Genomic DNA, 13,528 nt, shown 5'->3' with positions numbered 1-13,528 from the left:
GTAGATTGTTAACTTTGTGTTGTGCAACACGAGAAATATATTAAGCGAGCTTTAGAACTGGCAAAGTTAGGTTTGGGAAGCGTAAGTCCGAACCCAATGGTTGGGGCAGTAATTGTGCATGACGGATTGATCATTGGCGAAGGTTATCATCAAAAATATGGAGAAGCCCATGCAGAAGTAAATGCCGTAAACCAAGTGCTCGCCAACTTTAGTAATGCAGAAGAATTACTACAAAAAGCCACGATATACGTAACGCTTGAGCCTTGTGCGCATTTCGGGAAAACACCTCCATGTGCAGATTTAATAATCAAACACAAAATCCCGAACGTTGTAATTGGTTGTCTAGATCCTTTTGGAAGCGTGAACGGAAAAGGAGTGGAGCGTTTAAAACAAGCAGGGATAATTGTGACAGTGGGCGTTTTAGAACGGGAATGTTTGGAACTTAATCAACGATTTTTCACCAAAGTTCAAAAACAGCGGCCTTATATTATTTTAAAGTGGGCACAAACCCAAGATGGTTTCTTTTCGCCAACAGATGGAACACAACGTTGGATAAGCAACGATTTTGCCAAACAGTTGGTACATCAATGGCGGAGTGAGGAGGATTGTGTTTTGGTAGGTAAAAGGACTGCTTTAGCAGATAATCCACAATTAAATGTGAGGTTGGTTGATGGTAGAAATCCGTTACGAGCCGTGGTTGATAAAAACCTGGAACTGCCAGCAAGCCATCATTTGTTTGATAAAAGTATTAAAACGTTTGTTTTTAATCAAAAGAAAACAGCAATTGAGGGAAATACCTATTACGTAGAAATAGAGGATTTTGACCATTTCCTTCCTCAGTATATTCTGTATCAGCTTTATTTGCAAGACGTACAATCGTTGATCATAGAAGGAGGTGCAAAAACTTTACAGACTTTTATCGACGTTAATCTGTGGGATGAAGCCCGTGTATTTACCGCTTCAGAGTTTTGGGGTGAGGGAATTAAAGCACCGCTAATTAAGGGAAAAACCGTAGAAAGCACCACAATTGGATCAAATCAATTACACATTATTAAGCCTTTAAAATAATGATTTACATAGTTATCGCGGTTATTTGTAGCGTAATCGTGAGTATTAACTTTAAGCTGTTTAAGCGTTACGATACCAATGCTTATCAAGCTATTGTTTTTAATTATCCAACCGCAGCACTGTTGTGTTATTTTGGTTTTAAGCCAGATTTAAGCATAGCTCCGACTTTAAATGAATGGGCTTTGTTTGCCATTGTTGCCGGTTTACTGCTTTCCATTTTCTACTTTATCGGAAAAAGTATAGCTACCAGCGGAATTGTTTTAACGGCTATTGCGCAACGGCTTTCTTTGGTAATTCCGGTTCTTTCGGCATTCTTAATATTCTCCGAGACTACTACAACCCTCAAATTGCTCGGTTTGGTTATTGGTTTCTTGGCTTTATATGCATCTAAACCAAATGGAAAAACGGATTTGCAGCAGTCCACAACTTGGTACCCAATAATTGTTTTTTTAGGTACTGGCGTATTGGATATTTTATTCAATTTGCTAACCAAACTTCAGTTTATAAGTTTTACAGGTTCGTTGTTTTACATCTTTGTGATTGCCACGTTCTTTGGTTTTTCATCGTTACTGTATCAGTACCAGAAAGGTATGCTAAAGTTTCAAACTAAAGCTGCTTTAGCAGGAGTAGTGTTGGGCTTTTTTAACTTCGGTTCTATTTATTTTTACATCAAAGCCCTAAATCTAGAAAGTCACCGCCCGTCCGTTGTTTTTTCTTCGCTAGATATCGGTGTTATCTTTCTAGGTTCTTTGGTCGGGATTTTATTATTCAAAGAAAAATTGACTAAATTAAATATCATCGGTTTTATATTGGCACTCGTGGCAATTATTATTTTAAACTTGGCTGATGTTGTTTAACGATACTTACCAAACCATATTAAACAAATCTCAAGGCGTTTTTAGGGAAAAAGGGAGCAAGTTTTTAGCCTATGCCTATCCCTTTAAAAACGAAATAAAGCTTAAAGAAATACTTGAACTTTTAAGGAATGAACACCCCAAAGCTAGGCACTATTGTTTCGCTTACCGATTAACGCCAGACAGAACCATTTTTAGAATAAGCGATGACGGAGAACCTTCTGGAACAGCAGGTAGACCAATCTTAAATACACTTTTATCTAAAGATGTAACCAATGTTTTGGTGATTGTGGTTCGTTATTTTGGGGGCACTTTGTTGGGTGTTCCCGGATTGATTAACGCCTATAAAATGGCAACAGAAGATGCGCTTGCTCAAGCAGAAATTATCACAAAAACTGTTCAGGACATTTATCGTATTGAATTCCAATACTTACAGATGAACGATGTGATGAAGCTGATTAAGGAAGAGGATTTAGAGGTTTTTGATCAGAAATTCGACCTTAACTGTGAGCTCAAATTAGCAGTTAACCAATCTTCAGTTAATAAAGCCATCCCAAGGCTAGCAGAAATAGAAGATGCTAAAATTCAATATCTCTATACTTCTTAGCAGAAATTACAAGTATTTATGATTTAAACCACGTCATTTCGACGAGCGATGGGAACTTGTGCGTAAGGGCAAAGGAGAAATCCCTATGTTCCTTGCACAAGACTGAGTTTACCGTCTGTGCTTTAAGAAAAGTTCACCCTCCGTAACTTGTAGATTTCTCCTATCGTCGAAATGAGGTTGGTTATCACCATTACTTAATTAACTCGGCTAATTCCTTAGAAAATTTTTCTGCCCCTTTATCGTTCAAGTGAAATTCATCAGCAAATAGCTGGTAATGGTTGTTATAAGTACTGTCAGTAGCAAAATCCAAAAACTTAACGTTGCTGTATTTCTTCGCGATACTTTCTAAAAGAGACTTTTCTTCGGTATTTGGCTCTTTAAGTACAGTTGGCGAAATTACCACGTAGGTCTTTATGTTTAAATCCTTAGTTTTCTTCAAAAACTGATGGTAATAAGCCACGGCCTGTTGGTCTATTTCAATATCTTGGGTTGCTCGTTTTTCATCGTACGTTTTCTTTTCCGTTTGATATTTATTGAACATTTTTTCACTCACCTCGCCAACCAATGGAAAGTAGCCTCTATCATCTTCTGGTTCTGTATTGGTCAATAAATGATCGTAAACAGAAATAAGCAGTGTTGAATTATATGGGTAGGTTTTACTGATGAGTTTAAGGTTTTCGAATTTGCTGATTTTGGCGGTGTAATTCCTTAAAACAGGATGTTCTGCCACGTAGGGGAGTAGTTGCGCCAGTTTCATATACTTTTGTTCGTTTGGTCCCAACTCCCAAATATTAACATCTAAAATAATGATTTTAGGTGTTTTACGTTCTAAAATGACAGCTTGTACGGCGCAATAATAAGGTAAAAACTGCCCGTCACGCCCGGCATTGTAAATGCTATAACCTAAATTTTCACTTAGTATTTTAGAAGAATAGTGGTGTTGCGCTCTCGAACTTCCAAAAACTAAAATATCTGGAGAAGCCTCATCTAAGGCATAAGTATTTTGAGCAAATTGCCCTTTTTTTAGACTGAAATAGAGTTTTTCTAGTGCCAAACCTAAAACCCAATCCACTGCAAAAATTATCACTGCGAACAGAATTAATTTTTTAAAAAAAGAGATTACGTTTCTGTTCAACATGGTTAAAACTGGAAATAAATAAACTGGCCTCCGTTAAATACACCAAAAATCAGGATTATAAACAGTAAACCTACTATAGAAGCCCAGCGAACAAAACTGTTGGGGTTACTAAATAGTTTCACCTGAGGTTTAAACGCCATAAAATATTCAATAGTAAACAACATTGCAATTGCAATTAAACAATGTCCAAATTGGTTAATACCGTTTCCTAAAAATGGTCTTTCACCAAACGAGCGGAGATTTTTAATCATTAAAAAAGCATCATGTATGGTATTTGCCCTAAAGAAAATCCATGCAAAAGTAACTAAACAAAATACACCCAAGCCTTTGATAAAAAACCAAAAATTAAGAATTAGGCTATTTAAGTGCGACTCGAATCTAGAGAATAAGGGTTTTAATACCAAACCAACAACCTGATAGACACCGTGTAAAAAGCCCCAGATAATAAAGTTCCAACTTGCGCCATGCCACAAACCACTTATCATAAAAACAATAAAGAGGTTTAAATATGTTCTTTGAATTGATACTCTACTGCCCCCCAGGGGAATGTAAAGATAATCTCTGAACCAAGTGGAAAGAGAGATGTGCCATTTGCTCCAAAACTCCGATATGGTTGTTGAAAAATAAGGAATTCTAAAGTTGGTCATTAAATTAAACCCCATAGTCCTGGCGGCGCCAATAGCGATATCCGAATAACCCGAAAAATCGCAATAAATTTGAATGGCAAAAAAGACTGCGCTAATTACTACGGTGCTGCCATTATGTAGCTCTGGATTTGGGAACACGGTATCTACATAGATAGAAAGCCGATCTGCAACTACCAGTTTTTTGAAAAAGCCCCAAGCCATCTGCTTAAATCCTTCGACCATGTTAACATAGCTGAATTCATGTTTGGCATGCATTTGAGCCAAAATATTCTGTGGTCGTTCAATTGGTCCGGCAACCAATTGTGGGTAAAACATCACATATAAACTGTAAATTCCAAAATGTCGTTCTGCTTTTTGGTTTCCCCGATAAACCTCAATGGTATAGCTCATTGCTTGGAAAGTGTGAAAAGACAAACCAATAGGCAATAGCATCTTTAAATACGGAATGTTGTTGTGCAGATTTAGGCCTTCTGCCAAAAACGTGATGTTATCGTTGATGAAATTGTAATATTTAAAAACGGCTAACACCCCAATATTGGCGATTAAGCTAATAATCAGTAATAATTTTCGCTGTTTGCCTTGTGCTTTCTCAATATAGATGCCCGCTATATAGTCGATTACAATAGTGAAGGCAAGGATAAGAATGTAGATTGGCACAAAGGCCATGTAGAAATAGCAACTGGCAGCTAATAATAAAAACCATCTGTTTTTATGCGGAAAAATATAATAGAGTAAGGTAACTATTACATAGAAAAATGCAAATGAGATGGAATTAAATAACATGCTTTATTTTAATGATTTATAAAGTTCTAGCGTTTGTTTCATCGAATTTTCTATCGGGAAATCTTTCAAACGTTCCTTACCTTTTTCAACCAAATTTTTTCTTAAACTTTCATGGCTTATCAATTCATCAATCTGTAGCATTAAATCCTCTAACGAATACCTATTGAAGAAAGCTGCAGCATCTTGCGCAATTTCTAGAAAACAATCAGTATCGCTCAACAAAATTGGGCAATTCGCTCTAAATGCTTCTAAAATAGGTAAACCAAAGCCTTCATATAATGATGGATAGATGAATAGCAAGGCATTTTTATATAAATAATTTAGTTGCGCATCGTTAACCTGGTGGTGATGGACTTTTGTATTCAGCTTTAAGCGATTGATGATTTCCACATCAGCACCAACCAGTTTTCCACCACCTGATAAGACCAAATTGAGGTTTGGATGCTTTTTGGATAAGATGGCAAAGGCATCTAACATCAAATAAAAGTTTTTATAACCGCCTCTATCACCCACAAAAAACAGGTATTCGTTCGGTAGATTTTTCACTTCCTCTAAGGCCAGCGGACTATCAATATCGATTCCGTGGTAAATAACTTCCACTTTGCGTTCATCAACTTCTAAATAAGTCAATAAATCCCTTTTGGTAGTCTCGGATATTGCAATAATTTTATCGGCTCTTTGAGCGCTTATTCTTTTTTGGGAGGTTAGTGGGTCTTGAACCCAAAAATACTCTGGTAAACGCTCGTAAGTCATATCATGGATGGTGGTAACCATGGGTTTCTTAAGCTGTTTTATAAAGTATGGATCGTAATAAGTAGGATGAAAAACATCAAAGTTGTTCTGTTTTAACAGATACTTACAGTACAGTTCGTTGGTTTTAAAGGTTCTATAACCGTATTCGGATTTTAGAAGGTAGTTTGCAAGTGAGTTATTCAAAAACTGTTTTTCGTTTTTGATATAAAAATTTTGAGAGTTGGCAACGCCTAATAAGTAATCGAAATCCTTGTGTTTTTTAATTTCTTCGATGATGTTTGCAAAGTATCGGCTGATTCCGCCAAACTTTTGGGTGCTGAATTTTTGGTGATCGAAGAATATTTTTTGCATTTATTTTTGATTTTTTGCCTTTAAATTTTCTGCCAACAAATTAGAAAACTCGTCACCTCTTTTCTCCCAAGTGTTATTTTGAGCTACAATCAATCTTTTTGCTTTTTTCTCTTCGTTATCATTGTCCAGCGCATCGTTAATAGCATCCGAAAACTCATCGGCAGTAGCGCAAAACGGTACAGTGTCTTTAGTTTGATCGTTTAAATCTGTGTTAAAGTTTGTTGAAATAACGGGTTTTCCACTTCCTAAATATTCAAAAAGCTTTAAAGGGAAAATGGTTGAGCTAAACTCATCTTTTCTAAATGGTATAATTGCAATATCAAAACCTTTAAGCACTTCTGGCATCTGTGCATACTGCACTGCACCTATTAAATGGATATTGTTTTTATTACTTATTAGTTTTGCAGCATAAACGGCTGCTATTGGTCCCACAAAAACAAAACTTTTATCCGGATTTTTTTCCGCAACTGCGGTAATCAACTCAAAGTCTGTACGACCTTCAATATTACCTAAAAAGCCAATAATTGGTTTTTTTATTTTAGATAAACCTGGTAATATCGGTGTTTGAGCTAAAGTCGCTTTTTGGCTATGTTCAAAATCTGCGGCATTGGGTACAAAACGGGTGTTCGAATGCCGTTCAGAGTTAATATCATACAGTTTTTTGCTGGTGCAGATTACCAAGTCGCTGTTTGCTACGATTGTTTGTTCAGATAGTAAACCGTGTTTAGTATCATAACCAGAAACTAAAGGATCTACACAATGGTAAACGTTAAGCTTGGGCGATAGCAATTTGCCCACATTTGGGTAATGGATATTAAAAGAGTTGATGAAAATAAAGTCATCGATACCAAAAAGTTTGATGACGCTTTTTATTCTGCGTACAATTCTATGCTCGTTATAGTTTAGTAACGTTCGGTATAAAAAACCTTCGGGCAAAAAATTGATAGAGAGCAGTAAAGAAGTAATTACAATCTTTAAATTGGGATTTTCGGTGTCTAAAATTCCATTGGAGTCTTTGCTGTAAAGCGCTTTCTTTTTGGCAAATTCTGGCGATTTTTTAAGTTGATAATAATCTTTTAATGTGGCAGGGTATTCTACATAAAAAACCTGATTGTGCTTTGCTAAATGTTTTGCAATTGTATATCCTGTTGATTCGATAGGAGCATCATATTTTGCATTACTTAATATAAATACTACCGAATTTTTCAACATATTTTATAAAAGCTTTATTATCTGAATCTAAAGTAAACAAAATGTTTACTTATTTAATCAAAATAAGATTAAACTACCCTAGCGTCAATTTTTTTAGCCTTTTCTGGTTCTACAACGGCATCATGATCTATCTGATTATCTAAGATTTTTGTAACAGTGATGATCGCAAGTACCAAGAAAAAATAGATACTTAACGGATATTGTACAATTGCCTCTTGCGGATAATTTGCAATGGCTAAGGCAAAAACAATGAGCACCATTGCCAGGCAATAGGCCTTGAGTTCGGGGTCTCGAATGGTGAAATAATTTTTTATCCCGACGTACAAACTGGTAAACATTAGGCTACAGATGAGAAATAGGCCTACCCATCCTAATTCCATAGCTACCCTTACATAACCGCTATCTGGTGGGAACTGGGCTAAAAATGAATACGGTGCAAACCTTACGCCCCAAATCCCAGAACCACCTAAACCACCACCAAAAGGGTGACTTTGAATAAACGGCTGTACTTTCTTTTGGTTCATCTTCCGAACGTTAAAAGACGCATCTTCACTAGGCTTAAACGCCGATTGAAACCTCACCAAGGTTGTGTTGCTTGTAGGGACTCTGATTAAAACTAAGAATGCAAATAGAATTGGAATGGATAAAACCAGCGCCAAGCGATTAAATTTCAACACAAATAGAATCAATAGGCCAGAAGGTATCAATACATAAGCAGCTCTTGTTGCAGAATAAGTCATTACTACCGCAAACAGCGAAGCTAAAGCCAGGAGCAGTAGTTTATATTTTATTTTGTACGGACCGGTCATCAAGCCAATACACAGGAGTGCGCTGGCGGCCATATTAAAAGAGAAAGAAACCGGGTCGGAAAAAATCGAATTTTTTCTCCAGCTTCCATCGATAAATAACAACCCGATGGTGGAGGGGTCGTAGTGGTTACGTTCTTCAAAAGCAAAAAAACCAAAATATTCTTGCTTAATCGCGTATAAAGCGGCAAGAAACGATAAACCTAACCAAACGAACAAGATAGTACGTAAAAACTTTTTTGAATCTAAATAATAGGTAAATATGTAGTAAGAAAGCATTACCGCAGCAACACTCCTAATGGTATATAGCCATGCAAGCCTTGATGCCGCAGCAGGGTTGAAAAGCTGTAAAGCGTTATAAACCACCCAAATGGCGATTATGTACGAGATTGGATTTTTTAAAATCCAGTAATTTCTGTTGTACTTTTGTTGTAAAAAGAACCCAAAAATCATCACCAGTAGCATCCCATCCATCAACGTTCCTAAGGGGAAGGTTGTATTTATTGCGGCAATCAGAAACATGATAAAATAAGCCAAGAGCATGATAGATACCACGGCGAATTTTGGCTCTTTAACCACGATGTAAATGAAGATGAGGCTGAAAGTTGCCAATAAAGGAAATACACCAATACTGGACCCATAAAAAGTAAATATTGCTGCTGTTGCAATGGACATTACCAGCAATACAATTAAAATTATATAGTTCGGTTTCCCGGAGCTTCCAGATTGGATTTCTATGTTTTCCATTAAAAAAAGACTATTTTAAATAAGAAAAAATAAACCGTAACAAGGCAAATGATAATTGCTAACCACTTTTTAAAAGTTAAAAAGTAGGATTCTTTTTTCTTGATAGCTACTATATCTGGGTTATATCTCATTACTAGGTTTTTGATGTTTTGTTGCCACAGAAATTTTATTTGCGTTTCTCACTTTACTTAATGATAACAGTTGGAAAAACATAAATTTTGGTATGTTAACCAGTGAAGCGTAAATTCTTTGGTCTGTTTTGGACGATTTTAACGATATAAAAAAGCCGATGATAAAACTAGCGAAGCCGATAAGCCAGATTTGATAATTTAAACCCAAGCTAAGGTTGATTAAAGTAGCAAATACGCTTAAAATTAAAAAAATGAATAGGGGAGGTCTTAAAAGTACTATCCCAAAAACAAACTGATTAACCGACAAATTTTTAACCCCCTTTGCTATAACCCCAAAACCGTAATTGAAGTATTTAAACCAAGTATTTATCCAGCGTGACCGTTGTTTTACCAATTGGTCTGCATGCGTTGTTTTTTGATCCAAAAGTATAGCGTCCTTGTTGAATGCAATCCTTATATCTTGCTTAACAATGTAATGTTGTAAAACCTTGTCAAACCCAGCGCCGCTCACTTTACAATGGGTTAAAAACTCGCGATATAATTCTGTTTTAAATGCCATTGCCGAACCAGCTAATGTTGCTGATGAACCAGATTTAAATAATACCTCGCCATCATAAAAGTGGTAGTAAATATCTCTTGCTGCATCTAAACAAGCATAGTTTGTATCCAAATTTTTAGCTGCTCTTAAACCCTGTACTGCTGTAAAACCGTTGTCAAATGACTTTTTTATAGCTAATAAATAATTTGGGTCAATAATGTTATCGCTATCAATAATTGTCACTACATCATGTTGCTTTTTAAAATGCTCCATGGCATAAGCATGCGAACCTGTATTGCTGCCAATTACGGTAGGCGGTAAAAGTATATTTACTCGCTCATCGTTGAAAAACAGTGTACTTGTATCGCATTTATCAGCAACTAAATAAACCGTATAGTTTTGATAGGCTTGCTTTAATATTGCGTTAACAACGTCGGGCAAATTAATGGTTTCCTCATAAGCTGTGATGATAATTGCAAAATCAATATCCTGATTATCGTTCAACGTTGGTGCTTTTTTATTGGATTTTAGCTTGCTAAGCAATAATAACAGCAAAGGAAAAAATAAATGAAAGCCAATTACAATTTGCAATATAATCCAGGCAATATGTACGGCTTTCAGCATTTTTTACTCTAATAAGTTTGCGTTAAAGTTACTAGATAATTTGTTTCCTGTATCAACAGACACCTTATTTAAAACCCAACCGATAAACTGACCGTTTAATCCTTTAAGGTAATTAATGTGCTGTTTTTTATTTTGAGACAAGGTTTGGTTGGCTTCAAAAACACCCATTACTTTGTCAGAAACCAAGTTCCACTCTTTTGCTTTACCTAAAGTTTCTAAAGATGGTGTTTCTACTAAAATAATATCAAATTCATTTCTCAATTGATCAAAACGCTGTTTTACAGTTTCTTCGTCGGCAATTTCAAATAAAGATTTGTCTTCGCCACGGTTTCCCATTACCATAATTCCGGCACTAAACTCAGACGAACCTAAATTTCCGCTTTTTAAGTAATCTTCAATATAAAAAGTAGAGTTTGAGTTTTCTGTAATACTTGGATGGTCAAAGTTGCCATCAATTAATAAAACCTTTTTGCTAATTACTACATAAGAATACGCAATACAGGCTACCAAAAGCGTTTTACCTTCAGAATCGTTCATGCTGGTAATGTTCAGCACTTGACCTTTTTTGTTGCTTGGCTGGTGTAGCATTTCTCTACTGATCTCATATCTTGCAGAACGCAATTGCTTTTTCAACTCCTGCATTTCTGGGTTAGAGTTTAAATTACTCCATATTTCTTTAAGTGCTAGACTTGCAGAATTAACACGGTTAATTTTACCTAAAACTGGTATTTCCGTAATCTGCGCAAGTTCTCTTGGTGTGCCAATTTTATTATCGAAGTAAAAGATGATGAAGAAAATCAACAAACAGAACACAAAACTGATGATACCACTAAGGATTATCAGCAACATTTTTTTCGATGGTTGCTCTATACCAGGGTTGGCTATCTGTACCTGTCTTAATCTCGATGATAAACTGGCCTCTAAGCTAGCACTGTTGTATTTCTCCAACACATCTAGGTATTCTCTACTCGCAATATCAATTTTTCTTTCTAAAGATTGGATTACTGCTTCATGAGGAACAAGTTTGTCAAACCTCGAGTTCATATCAGATAATTCTCTTTTAAGGCTTGCTAAACTATATCTGGCGATATCGTACTCAATCTGTAGGTTTAGTTTCTGCGTAATCAGATTTTGCTTTTGCACCATCGGATTATCAATGTACTTACTAGATTGAACAAGAATCTGCTTATTGATAATTTCTTTCAAAGAATCTATCCTGCTACTGTACTCTTCGTCAAAACCACTTTGAATATACTTTTCTGTAACTAAATTCAGTTCTTTTTTAGATTGAACCAGGTTTTGATTGATTTTTTCGAGTGATGACTCAAAATATCTTCTCTGATTAGGGTCAAACTGCTTGTCAATGTTTGCGATAGCACCTTTTAAAGCAATGATACTTTTTTCTGCGTCTTGTTTACGTCGCTCGTATTCTGCAGAAAGTTCATACATTTTTCTGGATTGCTCCAAAAGATTGATGATCCTATTCTTTATTTTGTATTGCTTAAGTGCGGCTACATTTTTATTAAGCGTGTCGCTTTTTTCTTTCGCTCTTTCTGATAAAAACTTAACCGCTTTGGTTTGGTTCTCTTTTAAAATAGAGGTGTAGTAGCTAACAAATTCTTTAGATTCTACGTTTACTACAAATGCAGATAGTTCTGGGTTTTCAGATACAAACCTTACCGATATAAAATCACTATTCTCTAACCTTTCCGCGTTTAAGTGCTCCGTTAAAAAATCAGAGTTATAGTCCATAGACTTCAGAATCTCGAAAAGCTCTTTATCTTCTGGGTTAAAGCTGTTTAGCGTTTCTCTATTAACGTACTTTCTTTTAAAAGTATTTAAGATTTTTCGCCTGTCAACTTCAGCCAGATCTTTAATTTTTGGACTTAGTTCTCTAAAAGGCTTTTCGGCTGTTAAATCATGAATCATCAACTGGTACGAAACCAAATTCATGATCTTTTCCAGCTTCATAATCTCAATTAAATTACTAAACTCTCTTACAACACTAGATTCCTGCTTATCTGCGCTGTTATTTAAAATTTGTGTTTCATCAACAATGCCAGTTGCAATTTGACCTTCAGAAACATATTGATCAGCCAAGTTACGAACCAAGAAGTAAGCAATAATTATTGTGACCAAAGGCACAGCTATAACGATAAATCTAAATCGGTACAGCAGGTTGTAAAATTTCTTTAATTCTTCCATTACTTAATATCTTCTAGCTTGGTAACTGTTAATTCTTCTATTGAGGCTTTTGCGATCAGAAGACCTGCTTCTGCTTCTATTTTTGATTGACTGATGGTACTGAAACTGATTAATCCTTCACTATAGTTCTGGAAGGTAACTTCACCACGTTCATACTTTATTCTCATATCGTTTAATAAACCTTGTGCGTCTTGCAAAGATTTGGTGTAGAGTTTAACGTTGTTAAGCATCTGTATGTAAGTAAAGTAGCGTTTTTTTACTTCCATCTCCAGGTTGTTGTCAAACTGTGCAGTTAACTGTTTGCTAAACTCTAAATTTTTCTTGGTAGTTTTTACATTATTTGGCTTTTGCAAAATACCGCCAATGTTTACGTTTATACCAAATTGGTAACCGCTAAAATAGCTGGGGTCAATAAAGTTTACCGTATTGTTTGGTTGTGATACGTAGGATACGTTAAAAGGAGTAAGCCAGTCTAACTGTTGGTGTTTAACCTGCAGTTCAGCAATTTCTTCTTTGATTTTGTTTTGTCTGATGATTGGGTAATTCTCTTTCGCAGTAGCTATCAACTTTTCTAAAAACAGATACGAAATATCTGGAACCATAGATTCCTGAGCTTTCACCTGCTGGCCAACTGCGCTTAAGCAGACGATTGCGAGCAACAGGTACAAAAATTTGTTAAGAGGTTGTATCATAAATTTAGTTTAGTCATTTTCCAAATGCTAAGGGTTTTTCATAGCATGAAGTGGAAACGTATGTTGCAATATGATGCCAAAATTCCAATAGGCTTTATAAATATCTTTTTTTGCACCGTTAAGCCTAAGTAGGGCAACAATATTTGTTTTTGATGGTTTTAAGTGGATTTTTTGATTTTAAAATAGTGTGGAATTATTGTGGAATTTAATGCCGAAGTGTGGAAGTTAATTCGTGGTTGTATTTTTTGTGTTACCGATATTTTTATCGACATAAAAATAAATATACCCTTGAATATGCTTGTAACTATATATCCTTAGGGTGGCGATAAGCATTTGAGGTATGTGGAGTGATATTTGGATAATGGCTGGCAT

11 protein-coding genes are annotated in these 13,528 nt (G+C 35.7%); 3 read left to right on the top strand and 8 right to left on the bottom strand.

The genetic code is table 11. The annotated features are described in order from the left end of the window. The first annotated feature begins 21 nt into the window (after nt 1-21). Genes ribD through B176_RS0113280 form a run of 3 tightly spaced genes read left to right on the top strand, consistent with a single transcriptional unit; the run spans nt 22 to nt 2,529 of the window. Nucleotides 22-1,068, top strand: a complete 1,047-nt coding sequence (gene ribD / locus B176_RS0113290; protein ID WP_017259313.1) for a bifunctional diaminohydroxyphosphoribosylaminopyrimidine deaminase/5-amino-6-(5-phosphoribosylamino)uracil reductase RibD — start codon at nt 22-24, stop codon at nt 1,066-1,068. Then, nucleotides 1,068-1,925 carry a DMT family transporter gene (locus tag B176_RS0113285; protein ID WP_017259312.1) on the top strand — a complete coding sequence of 286 codons (858 nt, stop codon included), beginning with the start codon at nt 1,068-1,070 and terminating at the stop codon, nt 1,923-1,925. Before ribD ends, B176_RS0113285 begins: the two co-directional genes overlap by 1 nt. Continuing rightward, nucleotides 1,915-2,529, top strand: a complete 615-nt coding sequence (locus B176_RS0113280; protein WP_017259311.1) for an IMPACT family protein — start codon at nt 1,915-1,917, stop codon at nt 2,527-2,529. The genes B176_RS0113285 and B176_RS0113280 overlap by 11 nt, the downstream gene beginning before the upstream one ends. A 190-nt stretch (nt 2,530-2,719) precedes the next feature. Here the strand turns inward: B176_RS0113280 and B176_RS0113275 are convergent, their stop codons facing one another. From B176_RS0113275 to B176_RS0113240, 8 genes are all read right to left on the bottom strand, one after another. Further along, entirely contained in the window at nt 2,720-3,667 is a 948-nt protein-coding gene (locus B176_RS0113275) for a hypothetical protein (protein ID WP_017259310.1), read from the bottom strand. Between the two features lie 2 nt (nt 3,668-3,669). Continuing rightward, nucleotides 3,670-5,097: an MBOAT family O-acyltransferase gene (locus B176_RS0113270; RefSeq protein WP_017259309.1), complete on the bottom strand. Its 1,428-nt coding sequence runs from the start codon at nt 5,095-5,097 to the stop codon at nt 3,670-3,672. A gap of 3 nt (nt 5,098-5,100) precedes the next feature. Further along, a complete protein-coding gene (locus tag B176_RS0113265; RefSeq protein WP_017259308.1) occupies nt 5,101-6,201 on the bottom strand; it encodes a glycosyltransferase family 4 protein in 1,101 nt (366 codons plus the stop codon). Next, nucleotides 6,202-7,413: a glycosyltransferase gene (locus B176_RS0113260; protein WP_017259307.1), complete on the bottom strand. Its 1,212-nt coding sequence runs from the start codon at nt 7,411-7,413 to the stop codon at nt 6,202-6,204. 68 nt (nt 7,414-7,481) lie between these two features. Further along, complete coding sequence (locus B176_RS0113255) at nt 7,482-8,966, bottom strand: O-antigen ligase family protein (RefSeq protein WP_017259306.1); 1,485 nt, start codon at nt 8,964-8,966, stop codon at nt 7,482-7,484. Between the two features lie 120 nt (nt 8,967-9,086). Next, nucleotides 9,087-10,259 carry a glycosyltransferase gene (locus tag B176_RS0113250; RefSeq protein ID WP_017259305.1) on the bottom strand — a complete coding sequence of 391 codons (1,173 nt, stop codon included), beginning with the start codon at nt 10,257-10,259 and terminating at the stop codon, nt 9,087-9,089. A 3-nt stretch (nt 10,260-10,262) separates the two neighbouring features. After that, complete coding sequence (locus B176_RS0113245) at nt 10,263-12,464, bottom strand: exopolysaccharide transport family protein (RefSeq protein ID WP_017259304.1); 2,202 nt, start codon at nt 12,462-12,464, stop codon at nt 10,263-10,265. Further along, nucleotides 12,464-13,156, bottom strand: a complete 693-nt coding sequence (locus tag B176_RS0113240; RefSeq protein WP_017259303.1) for a TolC family protein — start codon at nt 13,154-13,156, stop codon at nt 12,464-12,466. The genes B176_RS0113245 and B176_RS0113240 overlap by 1 nt, the downstream gene beginning before the upstream one ends. Nucleotides 13,157-13,528: the final 372 nt, after the last annotated feature.

The sequence above is a fragment of the Pedobacter arcticus A12 genome (genome assembly GCF_000302595.1).
GTDB lineage: Bacteria > Bacteroidota > Bacteroidia > Sphingobacteriales > Sphingobacteriaceae > Pseudopedobacter > Pseudopedobacter arcticus.
This window is presented reverse-complemented; position numbering and strand designations above follow the sequence as displayed.

What these genes read in the sequence shown, in the direction of transcription:
- B176_RS0113285 (WP_017259312.1), top strand. Translation starts at nt 1,068, where the DNA reads ATGATTTACATAGTTATCGCGGTTATTTGTAGCGTAATCGTGAGTATT.
- B176_RS0113280 (WP_017259311.1), top strand. Translation starts at nt 1,915, where the DNA reads ATGTTGTTTAACGATACTTACCAAACCATATTAAACAAATCTCAAGGC.
- B176_RS0113275 (WP_017259310.1), bottom strand. Translation starts at nt 3,667, where the DNA reads ATGTTGAACAGAAACGTAATCTCTTTTTTTAAAAAATTAATTCTGTTC.
- B176_RS0113270 (WP_017259309.1), bottom strand. Translation starts at nt 5,097, where the DNA reads ATGTTATTTAATTCCATCTCATTTGCATTTTTCTATGTAATAGTTACC.
- B176_RS0113265 (WP_017259308.1), bottom strand. Translation starts at nt 6,201, where the DNA reads ATGCAAAAAATATTCTTCGATCACCAAAAATTCAGCACCCAAAAGTTT.
- B176_RS0113260 (WP_017259307.1), bottom strand. Translation starts at nt 7,413, where the DNA reads ATGTTGAAAAATTCGGTAGTATTTATATTAAGTAATGCAAAATATGAT.
- B176_RS0113255 (WP_017259306.1), bottom strand. Translation starts at nt 8,966, where the DNA reads ATGGAAAACATAGAAATCCAATCTGGAAGCTCCGGGAAACCGAACTAT.
- B176_RS0113250 (WP_017259305.1), bottom strand. Translation starts at nt 10,259, where the DNA reads ATGCTGAAAGCCGTACATATTGCCTGGATTATATTGCAAATTGTAATT.
- B176_RS0113245 (WP_017259304.1), bottom strand. Translation starts at nt 12,464, where the DNA reads ATGGAAGAATTAAAGAAATTTTACAACCTGCTGTACCGATTTAGATTT.
- B176_RS0113240 (WP_017259303.1), bottom strand. Translation starts at nt 13,156, where the DNA reads ATGATACAACCTCTTAACAAATTTTTGTACCTGTTGCTCGCAATCGTC.